This is a genomic window from Paenibacillus mesotrionivorans (assembly GCF_046098205.1).
In the GTDB taxonomy this organism is placed as follows: Bacteria; Bacillota; Bacilli; order Paenibacillales; family NBRC-103111; genus Paenibacillus_AR; species Paenibacillus_AR mesotrionivorans.
This window is the reverse complement of record NZ_JBJURJ010000004.1, coordinates 129,525-151,511: the sequence shown is the minus strand read 5'-3', so window position 1 is coordinate 151,511 and position 21,987 is coordinate 129,525. Positions and strand designations below refer to the sequence as shown.

The window sequence follows — 21,987 nt, the reverse complement described above, 5'->3', positions numbered from 1 at the left end:
TTCCGGACAGGCCGCCCCTCCGGTGATGTGCAGGCGGGGCGGCCCACTCTGTTTATTTCAGCAGGGGACCCACTTCCTTCTCCGCCCTGGACAGCACATCCTTCACCGGCGAGCTTTGGGTATACAGATAATCCAATATGGTCTGCATACGGGTGTCGATCTGCTGCCAGTTCTTATGGGAGGGCAGGGAGCTGGCCTTGGCCATCTGATCCACCACCGACAGCTTCACGCTCTCCGCTGACGGGCCCTGCTTGAAGAACTCCTCGGACTCCAGGATGGACTTGCGGCTGGGGACAAAATATTGTGACGTCAGCTTCATATTGTCCGGGTTGGTCATAAATTTCAGCAGCTCCACCGCTTCTGCGTAGTTGGGCGAATCCTTCATGACGGTATAAGCGGCATAGCCCAGAGTGGTGCCGGGACCGTTGGGGCCTGCGGGCAGCGGGGCGATGTCCCATTCGAAATCCTTCACCGCCTTGGCCTTGCCCATATAGCTGAACAGCTCCTTCTGCATGGCGATTTTGCCTGTATCGAAGGTGGTCTGGTCGCCGGGTTTGGGGTGGACCTTATCCTTGAAGATCATGTCGGAGTAGCTTTGCAGGGCCAGCTCCCCTTCCTTGGAGTTCAGGGTGAAGGTATTCCCGTCCGGGCTGAAAATGGAGGCGCCGTAGGCATTAAAATGGGATTGCAGGGCATCCGGCCAGTTCTGCCAGCCGTTGCGGACAAAGTTGACGCCATACACCCCCTTGGAGGAATCCGTCAGGGCTTTGGCAGCCTTCAACATCTCGTCATACGTCCATTTGCCCTGCTTGTAAAGCTCGGTGGGTGTTGGCAGATTCTTGGCCTTAAAGAGGGTCTTGTTGTAATAGATCATCATCGGCGGAGTGGAAAAGGGAATGCCGTACACCTTGCTGTCCTTGGTTACCAGATTCAGCGTGCTGGGGATCACATCCTCGAACTTGTAGGCGCTGTCCTTCTTGAGCGGCTCCAGATCCGCCAGCTGTCCGCCGGCCAGGAATTGGGGAATCATCCGCTCCGCCAGCCAGGCAATATCCGGGGCCGACTTGGAGGCGGTCATAATGGAGAGCTTCTGCTGGTAATCGGCAAAGGGAATGGTCACAATCTCCACCGACACATGCGGATGAGTTTCCTTGTACTTGGCGATGATGTCCTCGTACATCTTCTTGTGGGTGTCATTGCCCCAAAAGCTGAACTTGAGGCTTACGTTTTTGGCGGGCGCCTGGGTGGCGGCGGTGCTTGCTCCCGGAGCGGCCGTGCCCGGCGCCATTGAGGTGGACGGAGTGGCGTTATTGCCTCCGCATGCAGCCAAAGCAAGGACAACCGGCATAACAGCAAAAGCGGATTTCCATTTCAGGGTCATCGTCCCAATCCCCTTTATCTTGTTTTTTATAAGCGCTTACATTCACATTATAGGGAATCCGTGATTCCGGCATAATGGCGCAGAATGCAGAAAAGGTTCAAATTGTATCGGGATTTTCCCGGTACTCCGAGGGGGTTGCTCCGACGCTCTGTTTGAAGATGGCCAGGAAATACTTCACATTGGGATAACCGGATAAAGGTGCGATATCCTGCACCCTCATTTGGGTGCCCTTAAGGAGCTGTTTGGCCCGTTCGATCCGCATCTGCGTGACGTAATCGGACAGGTTCTGCCCGGTTTCCGACTTGAACAGGGCAGAGAGATACCGGTGGTTCAGGTGAACCTGTCCGGCCAATAGCTGCAGGGAAATATCCTGATCCAGCTGTGCTGTGATCATCTCCTTGACCCGCCGGATCACCTGCCGCTCCTCCTGCTCCCGGGCCGGAGCCCTCTCCGCCTCCCCTCCCAGCCGCTTGCGCAGGCGCTCCACCACCCGGGCCAGCTCTACTGTCTCCACAGGCTTCAGCAGATAATCCACCGCTCCGAAACGAATGGCCTCCCGGGCATACTCAAAATCGCTGTACCCGCTAATAATCACCACCGGCAATTCGGGATGCAGAGCCGCCAGACGCCGGAGCAGCTCGATGCCGCCCATCTCCCCCATCCGGATATCCGTCAGAACTGCGTCCGCCCGGTTGCACTTGAGCCAATCCAGGGCTTCCTTGCCGTTGGCCGCCTCTCCCGCCACCTTCACACCGCCGATCACATTCTCCAGCACCCGCCGAAACCCGCTGCGCAGGTTCGCCTCATCCTCCACCAGCAGAATTCTGAGCATACTGCCCCTCCTCCCATTGCAGGGGAATCCGGATCCGGAAGGATGCCCCGCCTTGTTCATTTTCATTAAAATCCAATCCGTACGGCTGCCCGTAGAGAAGCCGCAGCCGCTCGTTGACATTGCGCAGGGCGAAGCCCTTCACCCGCCTGCCGAAGGAGCCCGCCCGCCGCTCCAGAGTCCGGGGCTCCCTCAGCATCCCCCGCAGCTCCTCCTGTTTCCCCACGGGAAGACCAGCGCCGTCATCCGCCACCTCCACCACCAAATCCTCCTCAACGGAATAAGCCCGGATGCAAATATGAAGCGGCCTCTCCTGCATGCCGTGTTCGATGGCATTTTCCACAAGAGGCTGAAGAATCAGCTTGGGCAGGAGACAGGCCTCCAGACTGAAGTCGGAATGGATATCCATGGAGAGCTGGTCTCCCAGCCGGAAGGACTGGATACGCAGATAAGCCTCGGCAAACTGCAGCTCATCCTCAAGACGAACCAGCCGCTCCGAACGGTCCACATTGTACCTGAGCAGCCGCCCCAGACTGACCACCGCCTCCGACAGCTCCATGCTGCCCTGTTCAAGCGCCTTCAGGTTAATGGATTCCAGGGTATTGTAAATAAAATGGGGATTGATCTGAGCCTCCAAGGCGCTGAGCTGGGCTTCCTTGTCCCGCAGTTCGCTTTCGTAGACCTGATGCACCAGTCTGTCCAGCTCCGCCACCATGGTATTGAATCCCTCGGTCAAGAGCCCGATCTCGTCTCTTGTGGTCACCTTGGCCCGCTCCCGGAGCTCCCCCCGCTGCACCTTGCGCATGACGGCCGACAGATGGCGGATGGGCTTGGTGAGCTTGGCGGTGAGCAGTCCTGATAGCAGGAAAGCCAGTACCAGGGCTGCAGCGGATACGATGAGAGTATAGCGAACCAGGGATTGGGCGTTTTTCTTCAAATCCGCCTCCGGCACCAGCACCTTCACCACCATACCGGACAAAGGAGAAGCTTGCTCTGCCGTCAGAAACAGCTGACGGTCGGGGGCACCCGCCGTTTCCGGGGACTGTCCGGAGGCATATAGGCTGCCGCCCGTGGCATCCGAAATGAGGATCACCGTACCCGGCCGGTACTCCTCAATGCCGAAGACGCTGGCGAAGCCACGCTGGGTCAGGTCGATCTTAATGATGCCCAGATGGCGGTGGGTCTGCGGATCGCGGATGACCCGGGCCAGGGAGATCACCGTACGTTCGCCGGAAATGTAGTATTTGGCGCTGTGGGGCGGAATGGCGACAATGGCCCCGTCGGCGGCCGCCACCTCCGTCATCCAGGGTGTAGCCTCCGGCTCCCAGGTTTTCTGCACCGCGTTGTCCGTATTGGTAAACAGCACCCCGTCCGGCGTAAACACCAGGATGTTCTGGATCTCCGACCGGTCGGAGGCGAGGGAGGAGATGAGCAGGCTCATTTTGTTGATCTCCTCAAACGGAACGAAGCTGCCGGACCGGGCTCCGCTGTGGCCCCGGAGAATTTCCATCGCCGACGGGTCATAATAGGGAGCCGCCGTCAGCCGCTCCATCTCCCGGTAATACCGGTCGATGCTGTTGACCATCTGGCCGGCGATCTGGCCGGTGTACAGATTGGCGTCCCGCTCCACCTGGTCCATGTACTGCCGGTAGGTGAGCATGCCCGTCAGCAGCAGCGGCACCGTAATGACCAGGCTGAAGAAGAGGATGAATTTCAGCCGCAGCGGAATAAACAACCGGTTGGTTCGCATCAGTCAGACCTCCTTTCTCCTCCGCGTCACCGCCTGTCCCCACCAGCTATCCGGACACACAGGCCGTTATTTGGCCGAAATACGCTTTACTGATGGTTTCGCGGACACACGGTACGCTATTTCATCTAGAAGACACCTAAACCGCCTCATTTATGGCAAATAGCGGCTTCTGTGTCCGCGAAAATCAAAACCCACCGTTTTGGGGAACAATTACGGATCCTGTGTCCGTTAGGAGGACACCATGCCCAAAAAAGCTGCCGGCCTAGGGCGGGCAGCTTCTTCGCCTTGCGGCCATCATGCATTTAAAGCCATCATGCATTTGCGGTCAGCATAACATTTGCGGCCATCACGCATGCATCAATCCAGAATGGCGTCCTGAAGGCGCAGGAACCGCTGCAGCTCCGCCACGGATATGTCCCGCGGAGAAACGCCGCACTCCGCAGCCAGCGCCGCGGCCACTCCCGCCGCCTGCCCGGTGGCCATGCAGCTTGGCGTCAGCCGGGTGGTGCCCAGCGCTTCGTGGGAGGTGGAGATGCAACGTCCCGCGGCCAGCAGATTATCAGCGTCTTGGGCAATCAGGCTGCGGTATGGAATATCGTAGGCGCCGTCGCCCTTCACCCATTCGCTTTTGACCCCTTGGCCCGTGGGATCGTGAATGTCCACCGGATAGCCGCTCCGGGCAATGGCATCCTCGAACCGGCGGCCGCTGACCACATCCTCCGTGCCCAGCACGTAGTCCCCCTGGATCCGGCGGCTTTCCCTGACTCCGATCTGGGCGCCCATCTGGCTGATGGAGGCTTGCTCGAAGCCCGGCAGACTCCGCCGCATAAAATCCGCCACCATCAGCGCCTGACGGCGTCCCTCCGCTTCCGCCCGGGACAGGTCCTCCGCCAACGTGCCGTCCAGCCCCTGTACCCGGGTGGTGTTCACCAGCACCTCATCCGCCTCCGGTCCGGCGAAAAACAGCACCTGATCCCGGTTGATAGGCAGCCCCGCCTCCTTCCAATGGCGGTAGAAGCCGCAGATGCCTGTCAAGGGCAGGCCGGGAAGCTCCTCCACCGGAGTCCGCTTGTAGAATTCCTCCGGATGCTCCAGCATGTAGGCCTTGACCTTGCCCAGGTCCACCCCGCGCATGCGGAATTTCAGCGTCATGGGCTGAGCCTTGCCGTCACTGTCCCGGCCCTTCAGGCAGGGCACGCCGGCCAAGTGGGCCACATCCGCATCACCAGTGGCATCGACAAACACCTTGCCCGCCACCTCCACAGGTCCTGATTTGGTGGTCAACCCCAAAGCGCTGATTCGGCCATTCTCCGCTGACACCCGGTCAATGAAGCTGTGGAGCAGCACCTTCACTCCCGCTTCCTCCAGCATATCCAGCGCCAGCACCTGGAACACCTCCAGCCTGAATGGGGTCAGGGTTTTGGTGAACCCGACGGTGTCCCGCATATGACCGGGAGAGGCTCCACGCTCCTGCAGCCGGTCCACGATCTCCTGAGCCAGTCCCGCAATCACCTGCTTGCCCTCCAGGGTGTGGAAGGTCATCCATGGATACACCAGCGCCGCCGAGGTCATACCCCCGATAAATCCGTAGCGCTCCACCAGCACGGTGCTCCTTCCCATCCTGGCAGCAGCCAACGCCGCACACAAGCCTGCCGGGCCTCCGCCCGCTACCACCACGTCCGCTTCTATCCGATGAGACATTGTTTATCCTCCGTTCTTTACCTTCTTAAGCTTAACACAAAGAAAAGCGCTTACAATAATGATTATATAGCCATTCCCTCCCCCGCAAAAGGCTGCAAAATGCAGATCTGGTAAGGTCGGTATTGATTCGCGCTGAACAAAATACATTTTCCCGGAAACAGGTAAAGACGTCTCTCAGACCGATCCAAGCGGAGCGGTATGGTACCGTCTGGACAGCACTGACGGCACGAAATGGGTGAAGCAGGAGCCGGATATTTATTCATAAAAGATGCAAAAACGCCCCAAAAGCTGCCAGCGGCAGCAGGGGCGTTTTTATGTTTCTTTTCACGAATGGGACGAATGTTTGTTGCCCCGGTGCATAAGCGGCATCAGGATAAGATGCAGCAAGGGACAAGCCAGAATGACCAGGAGGGACAGCAAACTCCCATCTCCTCCTATGCCGATGGGCCTCGCCAGAAGCAGCAGTGCGGCCACCGCCATTGGAGCCAGGCAGCAAAGCAGCATCATCCAGCGGCGGCGGTTAGTGCGGGATGCCATTTTTTCGGCTCCGGCCGTATCTTCCGCTCCAGCCAAACCTTCCCCTTCGGAAGCATCTGCCTGCGAACCCGGCTTGCAGCAGCTTCCGCCTGTATGTCCCGCATTTCCCCGGTTTCCCCGCATCATCCATATCATCATTCCCACCATCATCAGAGGGCAGATAAGCCCTAATAGCCCTGACCATTCCATGGATTCCGACCTCCTTGAGCCGTGTTTCTGTTTCAGGTATGCTTAGAATAGCTGTTCAGGAGAGCCTCCTGATTTTAGGATAGCGGATAATCGTGTGGATTCTGTGTGGAAAGCATGGTGGAATTTGTGGAGCTGCAGGGTCTGCGGCTCGGTGACGACTTATGAAATGAGGGATACTACGGTGACGATTTTGTTTAGTACAGGTTTGGTCTTATTGGCATTTTTTCTGGTTTTGCGGCTGTATCCCCCGCTGGGGGCCAAGGCGGCAGGGGACAGGCTGCAAACAGTCCGCGGCTCCGCCCATTATGTGAAGAATAAATTTGTGAATCTGATTCCTACCAGCATGAGCACCGGCTTCCGGGATATGCTGTCTACTGTGAAGGAGATGATCCGTGGTATTCCCAACAGCCGGCCCCAACCGGGAATCACTGCCGGGAAGCTGAACCCTGCCGATCTGGTGAATCCCAAGGAATCCAAGGTCATTTGGCTGGGGCACTCCTCCCTGCTGGTGCAGATCAGCGGGTTGACTCTATTGCTTGATCCCATGTTCGGCACTGCGCCTTCCCCCGTCCCCTTCGTCGGCGGCAAACGGTACAGCCCCGTACCGCCGGTGGATGTGAATGCCTTGCCCCCAATAGATGCCGTGCTCCTGTCCCATGACCACTATGACCATCTGGATTATGGAACCATCCGCAGGCTGCACCGGAAGGTTGGCCATTTTTATGTACCGCTTGGGGTGGGCGCCCATCTGGAGCGTTGGGGTGTGCCCGCCGCCAAAATCACCGAGACCGATTGGTGGAACGAGTTGGAGCTGAAGGGTTTGAAGCTGCGCTGTACCCCCTCCCGACACTTCTCCGGCAGAAGCCTGACGGACCGCAATGCCACCCTCTGGTGCTCCTGGGTTCTGGAGGGAGAGCAGGAAAAGATCTTTTTCAGCGGAGACAGCGGGTATGGACCTCATTTCCGGGAGATCGGCAAACGGTACGGCCCCTTCGATCTGACCCTGATGGAATGCGGTCAATACAACGAACGGTGGGAAGCCATCCACATGCTGCCGGAGCAGACCGTTTTGGCCCATCAGGAAGTAGGCGGCAAGCTGATGCTGCCCATCCACTGGGGGGCGTTCACCCTATCCCTGCATGCTTGGACCGAACCGGTGGAACGTGCCGTTGCCGCAGCGGAAAAGCAGGGAGTTCCCATGGTGACCCCACGGATCGGGGAGCCGGTGTTGTTGGGAAACACGCCGCAGCCGTCTACCCGATGGTGGCGGAATGCATAAGCAGCACCAAGAACCCGGGTTGCCTTGGAGAAGGCGGCCCGGGCCTTTTTTTATTCCTCTAATTGAAACCCGCTCCTCTTCTGCGCCGTAAAAGATACCAGTTACATGACCGGTGAACTCTCCCTCAGGGGAACGGAGCACAAAATGGCCAGTCCTCGGATACCGGTTTTGAGTATATAGTTTGGGTAATAACATTCATTTAGGAGGCCTTTACATGTCCGAATCCGCAACCATTCTGCAATGGACCCTGATCGCCGAATGTCCCATCCCCGCTGATGTGAACGAGCTGCTGGTGAACGGAGAGGTGCCCGTCGCCGCTTACAAAACCCTTCGGGACAGCGCTGTGTTTACCAACAAACGTCTGATTGTCCGGGATGCCCAGGGTTTAACCGGCAAGAAGGTCGAAATCTACTCTCTGCCTTACTCCTCCATCAACATGTGGTCCACGGAAAATGCCGGGCGGCTGGACTTCAACTCCGAGGTGGAGCTGTGGACCCGGGCCGGTCACATCAAGGTGAAGCTGCAAAAAGGCGTGGACATCCGCCGGTTCGACAAGCTGATTGCCGAGGCATTGCTGTAGGCTGGCTGCAACAGCCGAGAAACGCACCAACCGTCCCTTCGGAATGATAGCGGGCAGCAAATGTATGCTATTCTCCAAAATAAGGTGAAATCGGTAAAATAGCATACATAAAATGTCTGCTATTCATCTCTACTGAGCCATAATCCCTCGAAAAATCAGCAATAGCATACATTTTTTGTCGCTATTCCGGGGAAATCCCCTTCAAAAAACGAAATAGCATACATTTTTTGCCGCTTACATGCAGACTTCGCGGAGGTGGCCTTCAGCTATCACCCCTTGGAGGCGGAGGCCACCAGGCTGCAATAGCCCAAACCGCATACCGACGGCTCGGAGTCGAAGCGGTAGCAGCGCTCCAGGAAAGCCGCCCGGTACTCCGGCGTCTCCATCAGCATGCGGAGCGCCTCCCCCGGCAAGGTCCGGGCCAGCGCGCCCGGTCCCGCCAGCCGCACCTCCCGGAGCCCGGCGGCCGCAAACAGCACCTCCATCTCCTCCGGCCGGAACGAATACGTCACCGGCCAAGGTGTGCCTCCCCGCTCCATCTGCTCATATACCTGATCCGGATCATCGAACAAACCCGTCTCCAGCAGCACATCCGCCCCTCCGAAATCCGGCTGCCACTGCTCCCGCTGAGCCCACTCCCGGACATACCAGCGCATAGCCGAATCCGGGTCCTGCTCATCCACCAGAAAAGGCTTCTTCGATGCAGGGCCGAAGCGGCCCGGATACCCGCCCAGACGGCTGGAGACGCAGAACACCACCGACTTGGCGGACACGCGGATCAACTCGCGGATAACCTCCTCATGCTTGGGGTAGGTATATGAGATAGGCGCATCCAGCGAAATCACCAGGTCGAATTGACCCTCCGGGTAAGAACCCAGCTCCGTCAACCGCCCATGCACAAATTCAATCTGCCCGGCCACCCCGGCGTCCTCCGCCCGCTCCCGAGCCTTCTCCAGCATGGGCAAGGAAATATCCAGATGGGTCACCTGCAGCCCCTTCTGCGCCAGCCACACGGAGAAACGCCCCGTTCCTCCCCCTGCATCCAGCACCGTTGTCACCCCATCTAATCGGCTTTCGATCTCCCGTTCCAAATGGGCATGCAGAATCTGGTCGTCCCGAAACAGCCGGTCCCGGTTGGCCTCCTCCCCCGGCTTCTGCGGCAAGCTCCAAAACTTCTCGGCAACTTGTTCATAATCCCGACTCATGACAGCATCTTCTCCCCTCATATTCACGCCCCAAAACAGCAAGCGACCTAGTGAATCAAGCTCCTCCCCCATTATGGAAGCGGAAAATCCACTTTACCCCGCCTTTCCCGCTTTCACCGACGTGGGTGCGGAAGGCGCCTGCGGTATAGCTTTGCAGGGTTTTTCTCCAAAAAGCCTGAGCCCGCTGATTGGCCTCGGTGGGATTGGTTTGCAGCTCCCAAGCCCCTGCGTGGGCATCGAACACCTGCATGGCAGCGGATTTGGCAATGCCCTTGCCCCGAAAGGAACGCAGCACAAAAAATTCATTTAAGTAAAACTCAATGCCGGGAGGGGCATACGGCGGAGCAGCCACCAGGGCAAACCCCACCGGAATCCCGTCCGCCCGGATCAGATACGGATAGAGTACCCCGGGGTGCTCCCACCAGACGGCAAATTCCTGATTCTGCTCCTGCAGGGTCAGCGTGGGGCCGTCCTCAAACACTCCGTAATCATTTGGCGTCCAGCCCCAGATTTCGGACAGATCATGCAGGTACAAAGGGTACAGATTATGGATGATAAATTTCGTATCCCGGTCGGTTAAATGGATGGTGGCATTCATACTCAATCCTCTTTTTTCCAATGTAGGTGCTTCTGTATCTCATCATACTATCTTCTGCCCGCCCGCAGCGGTAAAGATTAGCTATAGTCATCCATGCCGCCGCGCCATTTTACCCGGTCACAGCAAAAAGCCCCTGCGCACCATACGCAGGAGCCTCTTCAAACCCTCCTTACCCCATTCCCCGCTTGGCCTTGGTGCACTTCAGGCAATAAATCCGGCCGTACGCCTTGCCGTAACGGACGATGCGGCGGAGCATACGGTCGTCCGGGAGCTTGGTGAAGGGGCAGGGATCCGGATAGGTGTTCACCTCCAGAATCCATGGGTGCAGGCCCTTATCCAGGGCGATATCCACGCCGATTTCCCGGAGACCGGGGTAAGTCCCGCTCAGCTGTACAGCCGCCTTCACCCCCAACCGGTTCATGGAGTCGATCAGATCTGTCCGTTTGGCCAAAGAGGTGTGAGTCTCCAATAACGTCTCCACCGGGTAAATAGTTCCTCCCTGGCTCCCATTGGTCACCACCTTACGGGGATGGGCCACCCGCCCGGCGATTCCCGTCGCCTCCCATCCTCCCTTGGGACTCTTCTGCACCATGACCCGGATATCGAAGGGACGGCTCTCATACGTAAGCAGCCTGATCCCCTTCTGTACGAGATACGGCTTGCCCAACGTCTCACCGGCCAGGGCATGGTACAGCTTGTCATAGCCGGTAAAGCTGCTCACCCGGGTGCCCGCCTGATACCGGTAGCTCCCCTTCTGCCCTAAAGCGCTCAGGTTCTCCTTCTCGCTGCTTCCCGCTTTTCCACCGGCGGACAACCGTTCAACCCGGATGACCCCCTTACCCAAAGAACCGCAGCAGGGTTTGATATACACCATGCCATACTTCTCCAGCATCCCCTGCAAACTGGATTTATCCATCCTCCGCGTAGCCGGAATATGCTTGTTCAGCTCCGGATGTTTCACCAGCACCCGGGTTTTCGTCAGTTTGTTGGATATGCGGCTTACCGCCATGCCCCTCATCGCTTCCCCTCCGCTCCTGTACCTCTCGCAATACAGTACGGCAGCGGCACGGCTTTTGCCTGGGCAATTGGCCCAATCCGAGAACATACCCGGGAAAATCATCATAAATTATGGTGACATTCAACTAACGAGGCTGCATCAGGCAGCGAACGGAGGCGGCTATGCTACCGCTAGACAAATTGCAGGAGAAGCTGCAGGAGGTAATCCAGGTCTTCCCCTGGTACAAAAATCTGCCCGGAGTCCATCAACCAAACGTTTCCCTGCAGGACCTTCCCCTCATGTCCGCAGAGATTCTCGAGGCCCATTATTATAACAAAGCCCCTGACCCGGCCTTAGCCGTCTACCGGACCTCAGGTACAAGCTCTGGCGCACGGAAATCCATCTTTTATTCGGAAGAGGATGACCAGAGCTATGTGGAGATCAAAACCAGGCTGTTCGGCCAGCTGATCGCCGGAAGTGGATGCACCAAGGCTCTGGCCGATATGGGAACAGGCCATGCAGCCAGCACGGCCTTGGACATATTCAAGCAGCTTGGGCTGGAGGGGCGTGCCATTCCCTTCGAGCTGCCCGTAGAGGAGCATATTGAGCAGCTGCTCTCCTTCCAGCCGGATTTGCTGTATACCATGCCATCCATCCTGGACCATATCGTCCATGCTGCTGCGGACCCCCGCGCCTTCGGCATCCGCCGGATCATTCTGGTGGGAGAAGTCGCCACCCCCCAGTGGCAGCAGAACATGGCCCGCCTGTTCGGGCTTCAGGAGAGCCATATCACCGACACCTACGGCTCCATTGAAATGGGGACGATGGCGTATTACTCCCATGAGGCCGGCAGATATCTTCTGGCAGACGGTATATATGCGGAGGGCATCGGGGCAGATGAGCTGGGCCTGGAGCTGGAGCCCCTGGGCGCAGATGAACGTATTCTTGCCGTCACCTCCTTCGTCCGACGGGAGCTGCCTGCCTTGCGTTTTGTCACCTACGATGTGGTCAGGGACCTGCGGGCCATCACGGTGGACGGCATGGAGAGGCAGAGCTTCCAGTCCATTGTCAAAAGGGTGGGCAAGGAGCTGAAACACGGAGAGAAAATCAGCCTGTACGATATCGAGCAGGCTGTGTACCGGCATGTTCAGGATGCGATCGTCCGGGTCCATGTGCGGGAAAATGCCCTTCGGGTCCACATCCGCAGCAAATCCCCGCTGGACGAGGCCATTCCCGCTATCCGCAGAGACATCCGGGAATCGATCCCGGAGATCGGCCTGATGATCCAAAACCGCCTGCTGGACGATATTGAGGTGACTGCAGTCGGACAGGATGAACCGCCGCAGAGGACTCAGGTTAAGAACAAGAAGCTGTATTACGGGTCGGCTGTTATCCCCCCGGAGCCGGAGGAGTTTAGCACAGGTTTCCTTTCCACCATCGGTAATACGCCTCTGGTTAAGCTCAGCCGCCTGTTTCCGGGGAGCGAAATCACCGTCTACGGTAAGCTGGAGCTTCTGAATCCGGGAGGCAGCGCCAAGGACCGTCCCGCCCTGCGGATGCTTCAGGAAGCCTGGAAGGAAGGCCGGATCGGCAGAGGAAGCGTGATTATCGAGTCCAGCTCGGGCAACATGGCCATCAGCCTGGCGATGATTTGCCGCTGTCTGGAGCTGCGCTTCATCAGCGTCATCGATCCGAGAACAACGGAGGCCAACCTCAAGATCATGCAGGCCCTTGGTGCGCAAATCAGCTACGTGTCCGAACCTGACCCGGTTACCGGCGAGTTCCTGCCCGCCCGGCTGCACCGTGTGGAGGAGCTGCTCGGGGCCATACCGGGCAGCTATTGGCCGAACCAATATGCCAACATCAATAATTACCTGGCCCACTACCATACCACCATGAAGGAAATCGCGGAGCAGCTTCACCGGGTGGACTATCTGTTCTGCAGTGTCAGCACCTGCGGGACCATCCGGGGGCTGGCCGAATATGTCAGGGATCATAAGCTTGCCACGAGGATTGTTGCGGTCGACGCTGAGGGCAGCGCGATATTCGGCGGGAATCAGGAGAAGCGGCGGTTCCCCGGGCTGGGCGCCGGAATTGTGCCTCCCTTCTGCGGGCCGGATTTGGCGGACCATATCATTCATGTCTCCGACTGGGAGATGGTGGAGAGCTGCCGGGCGCTGGCGCAGAAGGAAGGCATTCTGGCCGGTCCCTCCTCAGGGGGTGTCCTTGCAGCCGTCAGAAGGATGGAGCCGCAGCTGCCGCCGGGGGCTGTATGTGCCGGTATCATCCATGATAAGGGAGAGCGTTACCTGGACACCGTCTATTCGGACACCTGGGTCAAAAGCCAGTTTGGCAGACTGCCCGGGGAGTGAACTATCCGCTGAAGCAGGACCGGTATTTTGCCGGAAGGAGGACACGTTATGCTGTATCTGAATGACCGGGATATCCGGGCTGTGGGCCTTGACTGGCCTGCTCTTCTGGATGCACTGGAGGCTGCGGTGTTTACTGCCGATACGGGGGATTATGCCCAGCCGATCAAGCCCTATCTGCGGTATGGAGATCCGCGGAACCGGATTATTGCCATGCCCGCTTACGTTGGAGGGCCGGTCCAAGCGGCCGGCATCAAGTGGATTGCCAGCTTCCCGGACAATATTAACCACGGCCTGCCCCGTGCCCACAGCGTAATGGTATTGAATGATGCGCAAACTGGCGTACCCTCCGCCATTCTGAATTCGCCCTTGACCAGCATCGTCAGAACCGCCTCCGTCAGCGGGCTTATGATGCGCGCTTTCCTGGAGGAGCAGCCGCTGGAGCAGATTAATCTGGGAATTATAGGATGGGGTCCTGTAGGCAGGCTTCATTATGAAATGGCCTTGGCGCTTTACGGGGACCGGATTAGAAGAGTGCGGATTTATGATCTCCGGGAGGTGAACCTGCCGGAGGCCGACGTGCCGGCCCACTACCTGGAAAAGACCAAGGCAGCAGCATCCTGGGAGGAGGTGTACCGGAGTTCGGATATCTTCATGACCTGCACCGTTTCCGATCACCGGTATATCCATCTTCCCCCCACAGAAGGTCAGCTTCTCCTGAATGTGTCCCTGCGGGATTACCATTCCGAGGCGCTGGCGTCGGTGAAGGCTATCATCGTCGATGATTGGGAGGAGGTCTGCCGGGAGAATACGGATATCGAACGGCTTCATCTGGAGCAGGGACTAACCCGCTCCGGCACCCGCACCCTCGCCGATGTGGTCTGCCGCCGCAGCCTCGCGGAGTTTGCAGGAGCAGAGCCGATCCTCTTCTGCCCCATGGGCATGGGTGTGTTCGATATCGCCACAGGGGTTTATTTTGCCCGCAGGGCCAGAGAAATGGGGATAGGAACGGAGCTTACATGAAGCCTCCGCCGCAACAACCGGCCGTATAACAAAAACTCCCGCGCGTAAAACGCAGGAGTTTTTTGTGCTTCTTTTTTACAAGGTAGCCATATCAATAACGAAGCGGTACCGCACATCGCTGGCAAGAACCCGCTCATAAGCCTCATCCACCTGATCGGCCCGGATAACTTCGATTTGAGGGGCGATGCCATGCGCCGCGGCGAAATCCAGCATCTCCTGGGTTTCACGGATTCCGCCCACCAGCGAACCGGCCAGGCTCTTGCGTCCCATAATCAGCGAAAATACATGGTACTGGTCCGGCTTGCCCGGCGCTCCGACGTTCACCAGCGTGCCGTCAATTCGCAGCATGGACAGGTAGGCGTCTACATCCAGATTAGCCGATACCGTATTCAGGATCAGGTCGAAGCGGTTGGCCAAGGCCGCGAAGGTGCCTTCCTCCCCGGTGGCATAATAATGGTCCGCGCCGAAGGAACGGGCCTCCGCTTCCTTATCCCGGGACCGGCTGAGCACGGTCACCTCGGCGCCCATAGCATGGGCGAATTGGATGGCCAGATGGCCCAGACCGCCCACTCCCACGATGGCGACTTTTTTGCCGGGACCCGCTTTCCAATGGCGGAGAGGGGAGTAGGTGGTAATGCCTGCGCACAAAAGCGGGCTGGCGGCATCCAGGGAGAGGGCGTCTGGAATCCGCACCACAAACCCTTCGGTCACCACAATCTTCTGGCTGTAGCCGCCATAGGTGGGGTTGCCGTCATAGTCCAGGGCATTATAGGTGGAAACCACACCTTTGGTGCAGTATTGCTCCTCCCCCTGGAGACAGTATTCACATTCCCCGCAGGAATCCACAAAACAGCCCACACCTACACGGTCCCCCACAGCAAATTTCGTCACCTCCGGGCCCACTGCCGAAACAACTCCGGCGATTTCATGGCCGGGCACCATAGGGAAAATCCCTCCGCCCCACTCCCCGTGAGCGCTGTGTATATCCGAGTGGCAGATGCCGCTGAATTGAATATCGATGAGGACATCATGGGGCCGCAGGGCTCTGCGTTCAATTACTGTTTTCTCGAAAGGCGCTTTGGCGCTGGCTACAGATAAAACATGGGTTTTGCACATGGTATGGCCTCCTTATTTTGCTGAGGAATAATTGGATACTCATTGATTAATGGACACATGTTTATTATTATAAAAACATCAGGAACGATTGCAATGGTTAAATCAGCCGTTTCCGTTCAATAATGAACAATTCTGCTTGGATTTGTGCAATAAATGATGATTGAAAGTGTGGTGCCGTTGAAATGGTGAAATCGGCGAAAGTGGACAGACGGATTCTCAAATCCCAGGAGGCCATCAAAACCGCCTTGATTACCCTGATGGGCGAAAAACATCTGGATGACATCACCATCCAGGATATTTCCGACAGGGCCAATGTGAATCGCGGAACCATTTACCTGCACTATCTGGACAAATATGATCTTCTGGACAAGCTGATCGGAGAGCATATGGACCGGCTTCGGGAGCTGTGCGAATCCTCCTGCCGGCTGGAATGGACGGAGGCTACTCTGGTGTTCTGCGAGTATTTCGATGCGCAGTATTCCTTCTTCTCGTTGATGCTGGCCAGCAAAGGCGCCCCTTATTTCCGCAACCGGTTTCTGGATTTTCTCATTGAGGAATTCCGCTGTGAGCTGGATGTGACCCGCGGGAAGAATGAAGGCATCCGGGAGGAGGTTCTGGTCCGGTTTACGGCGGCGGCTTACGCGGGCGTGGTGGAGTGGTGGTTCATGAATGAAAAGCCCTTCTCGTACCAGGTACTGGCTGAGCAACTAGGCGCGCTTTTGGAACGCAATCTCTAAACGCGTCAGCCTCAATTCTGCATTTCATAGGCTGATTTCATAAAAAAATGGTCCCCGAGTTGCTGCTCGGGGGCCTTTTTTCGTTTCATTTAATCCATGCTTGTGATTTTTCCCACTTTCCAAATTTTTACACTATGATACGATGGGATAGTATTGCATAATTACATTATTTTTACAGAAAGGAGAAGCGGTCTTAGTCTGTATTGGCTTAAATCCTAAAAGTGCAAAGTCACTATTCTCACTTCAAAACGAAGGGTAGGAAAACCATGTTTAAAGCCAACAAACGATTTCTGACAAGCTGCCGCGCAGCCCTGTTGATTGCCGCCATCCTTATGCTGCCTTCCACCTCCTTTGCAGCACCGTCCGTTGCTCCTGATGCCTCCGCAGATCTGATCTCGTCCCGCGATACCGTTGTTCTGACCGTGAATGTAGGCAGCGGCCCCGGGGAACTCGGTTATTCCATTCAGGAAGGCGGCAAGGAGGGGCCGGAGGCCTTTACGGTCAATGCGGATCACTCCATACTCATTGCCGACAATGTGCATAAGCGGATTAATGTATATAAAGACGGCTCCTTCGCATTCGATATTGCCATCCCATACAGCCACTATATTCGAAGCTTGGCTGTTGGGGAGGATAAGGTCTACTTGATGGACACGGATAAGGGAAGCATCTTTATCACATCCTTGGACGGCAATCTGCTTCAGGAGGTGCCTGCCCCTGCAGGTGTGGATGGTTATGCCATGGAAAAGCTGTATAAAGACAGCGCCGGCAAGGTGTGGCTGTCTGCTAACCAAACCAGCTATCCGGTTGGCATTCCGGGTGAGGCTCTGTCCGCTGCCGATACAGCCGGCATTTCTGAGAGCAGCAAGCTCCCCGCAGCCATGAAAAAGGATCTTAAAACCGCTCAAATCTCCCGGAACGGCGTCAATATTGAAGTTTCCGCCAGCGAGCTGCTGGGCAGCGTAAATGTGCTTCATGCGGATCAAAACAATACCTTATATGTGGATTTGTTTGATCAGGTTGATACCCCCAAGGTAAGGGGTGAATATACCGTCCGGAAGTATGCCGGAAACAGCCTGACGGCTGTAGCACCGATTGATCTCAGCAGCTATTATTTTACACCTAACCAAATGATTGAGCTGACTGCCAATGGAGATTTGTACCAAATCCTGTGCTTGAAGGATCAGGTGCAGATCACCAAAAAGGCCTTTGTCCCTTCTGCCAGCTTTAAGTCTCAGCTTCCACAGATTAAGGCAAAGGCTCTTAAGGATGAAGCTGCCGAGGAGCTTCAGGCTAAGGCCATCACCTTGGCTTCTAACGCGCCTAACACCCGGGATACCACTCAGACCAAGGCCAATTCGATGTCATCACTTACCTGGACTTATAATGCAGCCAACAAAGTCAATCCCAATTCGTCCAAGGTCACTACGCCTGATTATCTTGTAAGTGCAGCTACTGGCTCCACTCAGACAGGAATTCCTTATGCATGGGGAGGAAACGATGGACTGACCACCTATTCCTCCTCTAGCTGGACAAGCTTCGCCGATGCCATGAGCAAAGGGAAATTTGCCGGTAATGTGAACACCGATACCACCGGTTACCAAAGCGGCACCGCAGGCTTAGACTGCTCGGGCTTCGTGGGCAGTGCAGCCGGCTTTACCTCCAAGCTGAGCACCACAAATTTAGCAAGCTCTACCTATACCTATTCCATTGCCGCATCAGCCAGGCAGATCTATGATATCTACGTAAATAGCGGATCACATGTGCTGTTCTATGTAGGGGTCAACGGATCAAGCATCAATACCCGGGAAGCCACAACAACCGGCGATGACAAGACAAAGGCCTATTCCAGAACCACAGCTTATCTGAGCAGCGAAGGATATGTACTCCGTCGGTTTAATGGTTGGTAATCGGGTAGGAACTCAATATGTCACGGCTAAAAATGCTGTCCGAGCTACAAGCTTAAGTACATCATGCAATTATGGCACCAGAGGCACCTAATATAAGGAGCGGGCTATCTTTTCGATAACCTGCTCTTTTTTATAATTTTTGGCCGCTTTCCTTGCCTGCTAGGCGGGAGTTAACGCGCCTTTTCCCTTCTGCGCACCAGATGAAGTTCGGGCTCTTCCTTATCGGGTCCGGGCGATATGGGCTTAAAGCTTTTTAGCTGGGTAAGCCAATAGGCGATCAAATACATGGTGATGAGAATAAAAAAGGAATAGGTGTACGCCCAGTTCAGCTTTTTGTACAGATCGACCATAGACATGAGGGGCAAACCAACATAAGCGCTGACCCCCGCATAAAGAATCGACTTCAGAATCGGACTGACATGGGGCTTATATTGGATCAGCAGCATGGCAAGCACCGGCAGCACGGATAATCGGTAGGAAAAGCTCAGAGTGGGGGAAGGAATCGCCTTCACCGGATAAGCCCATAGTCCGTTTTCGATGCCGATGGTATCCAGCACCGCCGAGAAAATCATAATAAACAGCGCCGCCAGCAATAATCTTGCGGTGCTTTCCCGATTCCTGAAAATGGCCCATATCACCCAAGGAGCGATGATCAGGAATATAGCCAAATACCAGTTCCAATGATAGATATACACACTGAAAATAACGTCCGCAACCTCGCCGTTTGCCTCCACAATTTTGGAGTTGGCATCTCCCACCCGGCTCAGCCCCTCTTGATAATCCATACGAATAACCACCTATTCTCCAAAAATACACTGCTATCCCTCTACCATCCCCAATTTTTGGTTAACGCATGCGTTTTGTCCGCGAAAAAAAGCCAACCAAGAGCATTCCTCTTGATTGGCTTGGCCGATGAAGTGTTACAGGCGCTGCGGGCTGTGCAGCTCCTCCTTCAATATCTCGACAATGGCATCTCCCAGAATCCGCCCGGCCGTCCGGGGCGCTACCTTGCCGGGCAAACCCAGCGCATGAATGGCTTTGACACCGGCAGCCTCTGCGGCATGAAAGTCCGTCCCCCCCGGTTTGGAGGCAAGATCCACGATCAGGGACGCAGTGGACATATTGGCGATCACACTGGCGGTGACCACCATATCGGGAATTGTACTAAACAGAATATCAGCGCTGGCCGCCTCTTCCGGCAGCCCGTTCATATGGAAGGGCTGGAGCCCCATTTCGATGGCGCGGGCCTGAAGCTCCGGCTCCCGGATGCCCACTCTGACTGTGGCGCCAAGATTCTTGAGGGTCCGGGCCAGAGTCATCCCAACCCGCCCCAACCCCAGCACTATAACCGACGCCCCGTGTAGCGTAATGTCCGTGTGCTGGATGGCCAGCATAACCGCTCCCTCGGCAGTTGGAATGGAGTTGAGGATGGCCACGTCATCTCTGGCATATACCTCCGCCAACCTGAGCCGGTATTTGCTGCAGGCCTCCCGGAGATAAGCGTTCACACTGCCTGTAATCACCAATCCCTCCGCCGGCATGGCGGCTAGCATATTGGTTGTGACGGTCAGCTCCTCCGAGGAATAAGGAGCGTCCACCTCACCGGCAGCACCGATTCCCACGGCGGGCAGAATCACCGCCGAGCATTCCCGGAACACCGCTTCCGAAAGCTGCACCCGGTGGATATGTTCAAGGCCTGTACCGGCCCATTGATCAAACCCGGCTATGTATATGGCGGCACCCGTCCCGGCAAGCCGGCGGATCACCTCCAGCTGGCGGCTGTCCCCGCCTGCAATCAACAGTTTTTCATGTGCAAACATTCTCTCACCCCGCCTAAATATAGGACAGTTTCCACGAATAAACAAGCTTCGGATGGTCCGATTTTTTGCACAAACCGCCTGATTCCCGCCCTTTTACGAACATGTTGTGTACGCGGTATAATAGGATTGGATTCAACACATTGGTTATGGACAGGAAATGGGGAACGGACCGTGCGGTTTAAAGATGTGTTTTCGATTATCGGGCCCAGCATGGTGGGTCCCTCCAGCTCGCATACGGCAGGCGCTGCCCGGCTGGGGCGTGTGGCCAGGCGGCTCCATGGCGCCCCGCCGGAGCTGGCGGAGCTGACGCTGTACGGCTCCTTCGCCGCCACCTACAAGGGCCACGGCACGGACCTGGCGCTAATCGGCGGCCTGCTTGATTATGATACGGATGATGCCCGCATCCGCGATGCAGTGGCTTTGGCGGAGCAGGCCGGGATGGAGGTTCGTTTCCGGACGGCTATGCTGCCGGCGGGGCATCCTAATACAGTGTCCATCCGCGTGCAAAGCGCCGACGGCCGGGAGGATACGGTAACAGGCGCATCCATCGGGGGCGGCAATATCGAAATTTCGCGGGTGAACGGCTTCGATGTCCGGTTTACTGCGGACTATCCCACGCTCTTGGTATTCCACCGGGACCAGCGGGGGATGGTGGCGGATATCTCCCGGCTGCTCAGTGACCGGGGAATCAATATCGGGCACATGAATGTAAACCGGAAATCGCGGAGCGGCGATGCACTGACGGTTGTGGAGATGGATGAGCCGGCAGAGCCCCAGGTGCTGGAGCAGCTGTCCGGGCTAGCGGATATAAGCAGGATCAGTGTGGTCAATTTACGAAACGGGAACGGGTGATGGAATGCGCTTCTCAACCTTGGAGCAATTGGCAAAGCTGTGTACGGAGGAGCATCTCTCCATCGGGCGGATGATGCTGCGGGAGCAAGCCGCGGAATCCGGCATGGCGGAAGAGGCGGTATTCCGCCAGATGGCGGATTATTACGGCATCATGAAGGAAGCGGTAGAGCGGGGACTGACGGAGGATACCCGCTCCCGCAGCGGACTGACCGGCGGGGATGCCCGCAAGGTGATGGAGTATGGAGCCGGACCGGGGGCCTCCTCCAATCTCGGCGGGGATGCAGGGCGGGCCATGGCCTACGCTCTGGCGGTCTCCGAGGTGAATGCGTCCATGGGCCGCATTGTGGCCACCCCCACCGCAGGTTCATGCGGGATTATCCCGGGTGTGTTCGTCAGCACCCAGGAGCGGTTCGGCTACGATGACGAAGCGATGACCTATGCGCTGTTCGCCTCCGGAGCCATCGGGTTCGTGATCGCCAACAACTCCTTCATCTCCGGCGCCGAAGGCGGCTGTCAGGCGGAGGTGGGCTCCGCCATCGGCATGGCGGCGGGGGCCCTGACGGAGCTGCGGGGCGGCACTCCGGAGCAGGCCATCCACGCGGTGGGCCTGGCGCTGAAGAATTCCCTGGGCCTCATCTGCGATCCTGTAGGCGGCCTGGTGGAGATCCCCTGCATCGTGCGCAACGGCTTCGGGGCGGTCACTGCACTGGCCGCCGCCGACATGGCGTTAGCCGGGGTCCGGAGCGTCATCCCCTCCGATGAGGTGGTCCAAGTGATGCTGGAGGTGGGTTCGGCCATGCCCGACGGGCACCGGGAGACCGCCAAGGGCGGCCTGGCCCAAACCCCGACGGGGCGCGCCATCATGCGCCAGCTCTATGGCAAGGGCCAAGGCGACGGGGCAACGGAATGAGGGGCTACCGGATAGCGGAGTATGGAATGAGGGGCTGCCGGATAATGAAGTCCGGAATGAGGGGCTGCCGGATAATGAAGTCCGGAGACTGAGACTCGGAAGCCGGGCAGCAGCTCTAACGAATCTATCGAGCATGTCCAGGAATGGTGGAAGTGCCCTTTAGGTATAGGGATGCCCCCGTGGGAACGTTACTCCCAGCCTCAT

The 21,987-nt window shown here is 57.0% G+C and carries 19 protein-coding genes; 8 read left to right on the top strand and 11 right to left on the bottom strand.

The genetic code is table 11. The features are described from left to right. Positions 1-52: 52 nt before the first annotated feature. The 5 genes from ACI1P1_RS07310 to ACI1P1_RS07290 form a co-directional block, all read right to left on the bottom strand. Positions 53-1,381 (bottom strand): ABC transporter substrate-binding protein, encoded by a 1,329-nt coding sequence (locus ACI1P1_RS07310; RefSeq protein WP_416215709.1) that lies wholly within the window; start codon positions 1,379-1,381, stop codon positions 53-55. 97 nt (positions 1,382-1,478) lie between these two features. Then, complete coding sequence (locus ACI1P1_RS07305; RefSeq protein ID WP_416215708.1) at positions 1,479-2,213, bottom strand: response regulator; 735 nt, start codon at positions 2,211-2,213, stop codon at positions 1,479-1,481. After that, a complete protein-coding gene (locus tag ACI1P1_RS07300; RefSeq protein WP_416215707.1) occupies positions 2,185-3,960 on the bottom strand; it encodes a sensor histidine kinase in 1,776 nt (591 codons plus the stop codon). Before ACI1P1_RS07300 ends, ACI1P1_RS07305 begins: the two co-directional genes overlap by 29 nt. Positions 3,961-4,317: 357 nt before the next feature. Next, on the bottom strand, positions 4,318-5,661 hold the full coding sequence (locus ACI1P1_RS07295; RefSeq protein WP_416215706.1) for an FAD-dependent oxidoreductase: 1,344 nt from the start codon (positions 5,659-5,661) through the stop codon (positions 4,318-4,320). 324 nt (positions 5,662-5,985) lie between these two features. After that, on the bottom strand, positions 5,986-6,387 hold the full coding sequence (locus tag ACI1P1_RS07290) for a hypothetical protein (RefSeq protein WP_416215705.1): 402 nt from the start codon (positions 6,385-6,387) through the stop codon (positions 5,986-5,988). A 181-nt stretch (positions 6,388-6,568) separates the two neighbouring features. Between ACI1P1_RS07290 and ACI1P1_RS07285 the strand changes: the two genes are divergently transcribed. Together ACI1P1_RS07285 and ACI1P1_RS07280 are read left to right on the top strand one after the other, a co-directional pair. Beyond that, complete coding sequence (locus tag ACI1P1_RS07285) at positions 6,569-7,666, top strand: MBL fold metallo-hydrolase (RefSeq protein WP_416215704.1); 1,098 nt, start codon at positions 6,569-6,571, stop codon at positions 7,664-7,666. A gap of 214 nt (positions 7,667-7,880) precedes the next feature. Then, on the top strand, positions 7,881-8,246 hold the full coding sequence (locus ACI1P1_RS07280; protein WP_416215703.1) for a PH domain-containing protein: 366 nt from the start codon (positions 7,881-7,883) through the stop codon (positions 8,244-8,246). Positions 8,247-8,515: 269 nt separating this feature from the next. Here ACI1P1_RS07280 and ACI1P1_RS07275 read toward each other — a convergent pair whose 3' ends face one another. The 3 genes from ACI1P1_RS07275 to ACI1P1_RS07265 form a co-directional block, all read right to left on the bottom strand. Beyond that, the gene (locus ACI1P1_RS07275) at positions 8,516-9,451 is read right to left on the bottom strand and encodes a class I SAM-dependent methyltransferase (protein ID WP_416215702.1); all 936 of its coding nucleotides are present in this window, start codon (positions 9,449-9,451) and stop codon (positions 8,516-8,518) included. Positions 9,452-9,506: 55 nt separating this feature from the next. Next, positions 9,507-10,049 carry a GNAT family N-acetyltransferase gene (locus ACI1P1_RS07270; protein WP_416215701.1) on the bottom strand — a complete coding sequence of 181 codons (543 nt, stop codon included), beginning with the start codon at positions 10,047-10,049 and terminating at the stop codon, positions 9,507-9,509. A 169-nt stretch (positions 10,050-10,218) separates the two neighbouring features. Beyond that, complete coding sequence (locus ACI1P1_RS07265; RefSeq protein ID WP_416215700.1) at positions 10,219-11,067, bottom strand: YheC/YheD family protein; 849 nt, start codon at positions 11,065-11,067, stop codon at positions 10,219-10,221. Between the two features lie 161 nt (positions 11,068-11,228). On the opposite strand from ACI1P1_RS07265, the gene sbnA reads away from it, so the two are divergent. Together sbnA and ACI1P1_RS07255 are read left to right on the top strand one after the other, a co-directional pair. Next, positions 11,229-13,418 carry a 2,3-diaminopropionate biosynthesis protein SbnA gene (gene sbnA, locus ACI1P1_RS07260; RefSeq protein ID WP_416215699.1) on the top strand — a complete coding sequence of 730 codons (2,190 nt, stop codon included), beginning with the start codon at positions 11,229-11,231 and terminating at the stop codon, positions 13,416-13,418. 48 nt (positions 13,419-13,466) lie between these two features. Further along, positions 13,467-14,438 (top strand): 2,3-diaminopropionate biosynthesis protein SbnB, encoded by a 972-nt coding sequence (locus tag ACI1P1_RS07255; protein WP_416215698.1) that lies wholly within the window; start codon positions 13,467-13,469, stop codon positions 14,436-14,438. A gap of 75 nt (positions 14,439-14,513) precedes the next feature. On the opposite strand, the gene ACI1P1_RS07250 is transcribed toward ACI1P1_RS07255, so the two are convergent. Then, positions 14,514-15,554: an NAD(P)-dependent alcohol dehydrogenase gene (locus tag ACI1P1_RS07250; protein ID WP_416215697.1), complete on the bottom strand. Its 1,041-nt coding sequence runs from the start codon at positions 15,552-15,554 to the stop codon at positions 14,514-14,516. Between the two features lie 182 nt (positions 15,555-15,736). On the opposite strand from ACI1P1_RS07250, the gene ACI1P1_RS07245 reads away from it, so the two are divergent. Then, positions 15,737-16,291, top strand: coding sequence for a TetR/AcrR family transcriptional regulator (locus ACI1P1_RS07245; RefSeq protein WP_416215696.1), 555 nt, complete (start codon positions 15,737-15,739; stop codon positions 16,289-16,291). 266 nt (positions 16,292-16,557) lie between these two features. Continuing rightward, positions 16,558-18,201 carry an NHL repeat-containing protein gene (locus ACI1P1_RS07240; protein ID WP_416215695.1) on the top strand — a complete coding sequence of 548 codons (1,644 nt, stop codon included), beginning with the start codon at positions 16,558-16,560 and terminating at the stop codon, positions 18,199-18,201. Between the two features lie 170 nt (positions 18,202-18,371). Here the strand turns inward: ACI1P1_RS07240 and ACI1P1_RS07235 are convergent, their stop codons facing one another. Together ACI1P1_RS07235 and dpsA are read right to left on the bottom strand one after the other, a co-directional pair. Then, complete coding sequence (locus tag ACI1P1_RS07235) at positions 18,372-18,986, bottom strand: CBO0543 family protein (RefSeq protein ID WP_416215694.1); 615 nt, start codon at positions 18,984-18,986, stop codon at positions 18,372-18,374. 135 nt (positions 18,987-19,121) lie between these two features. Further along, positions 19,122-20,021 (bottom strand): dipicolinate synthase subunit DpsA, encoded by a 900-nt coding sequence (dpsA, locus tag ACI1P1_RS07230; protein WP_416215693.1) that lies wholly within the window; start codon positions 20,019-20,021, stop codon positions 19,122-19,124. Between the two features lie 171 nt (positions 20,022-20,192). Between dpsA and sdaAB the strand changes: the two genes are divergently transcribed. Together sdaAB and sdaAA are read left to right on the top strand one after the other, a co-directional pair. Beyond that, positions 20,193-20,873 (top strand): L-serine ammonia-lyase, iron-sulfur-dependent subunit beta, encoded by a 681-nt coding sequence (sdaAB, locus tag ACI1P1_RS07225; protein WP_416215692.1) that lies wholly within the window; start codon positions 20,193-20,195, stop codon positions 20,871-20,873. A gap of 4 nt (positions 20,874-20,877) precedes the next feature. Further along, the gene (gene sdaAA, locus ACI1P1_RS07220) at positions 20,878-21,783 is read left to right on the top strand and encodes an L-serine ammonia-lyase, iron-sulfur-dependent, subunit alpha (RefSeq protein WP_416215691.1); all 906 of its coding nucleotides are present in this window, start codon (positions 20,878-20,880) and stop codon (positions 21,781-21,783) included. The last annotated feature ends 204 nt before the right edge of the window (positions 21,784-21,987 follow it).

Excerpts from the sequence above, each read along its gene's own strand:
- ACI1P1_RS07310 (WP_416215709.1), bottom strand. The coding sequence starts at position 1,381 with ATGACCCTGAAATGGAAATCCGCTTTTGCTGTTATGCCGGTTGTCCTT.
- ACI1P1_RS07305 (WP_416215708.1), bottom strand. The coding sequence starts at position 2,213 with ATGCTCAGAATTCTGCTGGTGGAGGATGAGGCGAACCTGCGCAGCGGG.
- ACI1P1_RS07300 (WP_416215707.1), bottom strand. The coding sequence starts at position 3,960 with ATGCGAACCAACCGGTTGTTTATTCCGCTGCGGCTGAAATTCATCCTC.
- ACI1P1_RS07295 (WP_416215706.1), bottom strand. The coding sequence starts at position 5,661 with ATGTCTCATCGGATAGAAGCGGACGTGGTGGTAGCGGGCGGAGGCCCG.
- ACI1P1_RS07290 (WP_416215705.1), bottom strand. The coding sequence starts at position 6,387 with ATGGAATGGTCAGGGCTATTAGGGCTTATCTGCCCTCTGATGATGGTG.
- ACI1P1_RS07280 (WP_416215703.1), top strand. The coding sequence starts at position 7,881 with ATGTCCGAATCCGCAACCATTCTGCAATGGACCCTGATCGCCGAATGT.
- ACI1P1_RS07275 (WP_416215702.1), bottom strand. The coding sequence starts at position 9,451 with ATGAGTCGGGATTATGAACAAGTTGCCGAGAAGTTTTGGAGCTTGCCG.
- ACI1P1_RS07270 (WP_416215701.1), bottom strand. The coding sequence starts at position 10,049 with ATGAATGCCACCATCCATTTAACCGACCGGGATACGAAATTTATCATC.
- ACI1P1_RS07265 (WP_416215700.1), bottom strand. The coding sequence starts at position 11,067 with ATGAGGGGCATGGCGGTAAGCCGCATATCCAACAAACTGACGAAAACC.
- sbnA (WP_416215699.1), top strand. The coding sequence starts at position 11,229 with ATGCTACCGCTAGACAAATTGCAGGAGAAGCTGCAGGAGGTAATCCAG.
- ACI1P1_RS07255 (WP_416215698.1), top strand. The coding sequence starts at position 13,467 with ATGCTGTATCTGAATGACCGGGATATCCGGGCTGTGGGCCTTGACTGG.
- ACI1P1_RS07250 (WP_416215697.1), bottom strand. The coding sequence starts at position 15,554 with ATGTGCAAAACCCATGTTTTATCTGTAGCCAGCGCCAAAGCGCCTTTC.
- ACI1P1_RS07245 (WP_416215696.1), top strand. The coding sequence starts at position 15,737 with ATGGTGAAATCGGCGAAAGTGGACAGACGGATTCTCAAATCCCAGGAG.
- ACI1P1_RS07240 (WP_416215695.1), top strand. The coding sequence starts at position 16,558 with ATGTTTAAAGCCAACAAACGATTTCTGACAAGCTGCCGCGCAGCCCTG.
- ACI1P1_RS07235 (WP_416215694.1), bottom strand. The coding sequence starts at position 18,986 with ATGGATTATCAAGAGGGGCTGAGCCGGGTGGGAGATGCCAACTCCAAA.
- dpsA (WP_416215693.1), bottom strand. The coding sequence starts at position 20,021 with ATGTTTGCACATGAAAAACTGTTGATTGCAGGCGGGGACAGCCGCCAG.
- sdaAA (WP_416215691.1), top strand. The coding sequence starts at position 20,878 with ATGCGCTTCTCAACCTTGGAGCAATTGGCAAAGCTGTGTACGGAGGAG.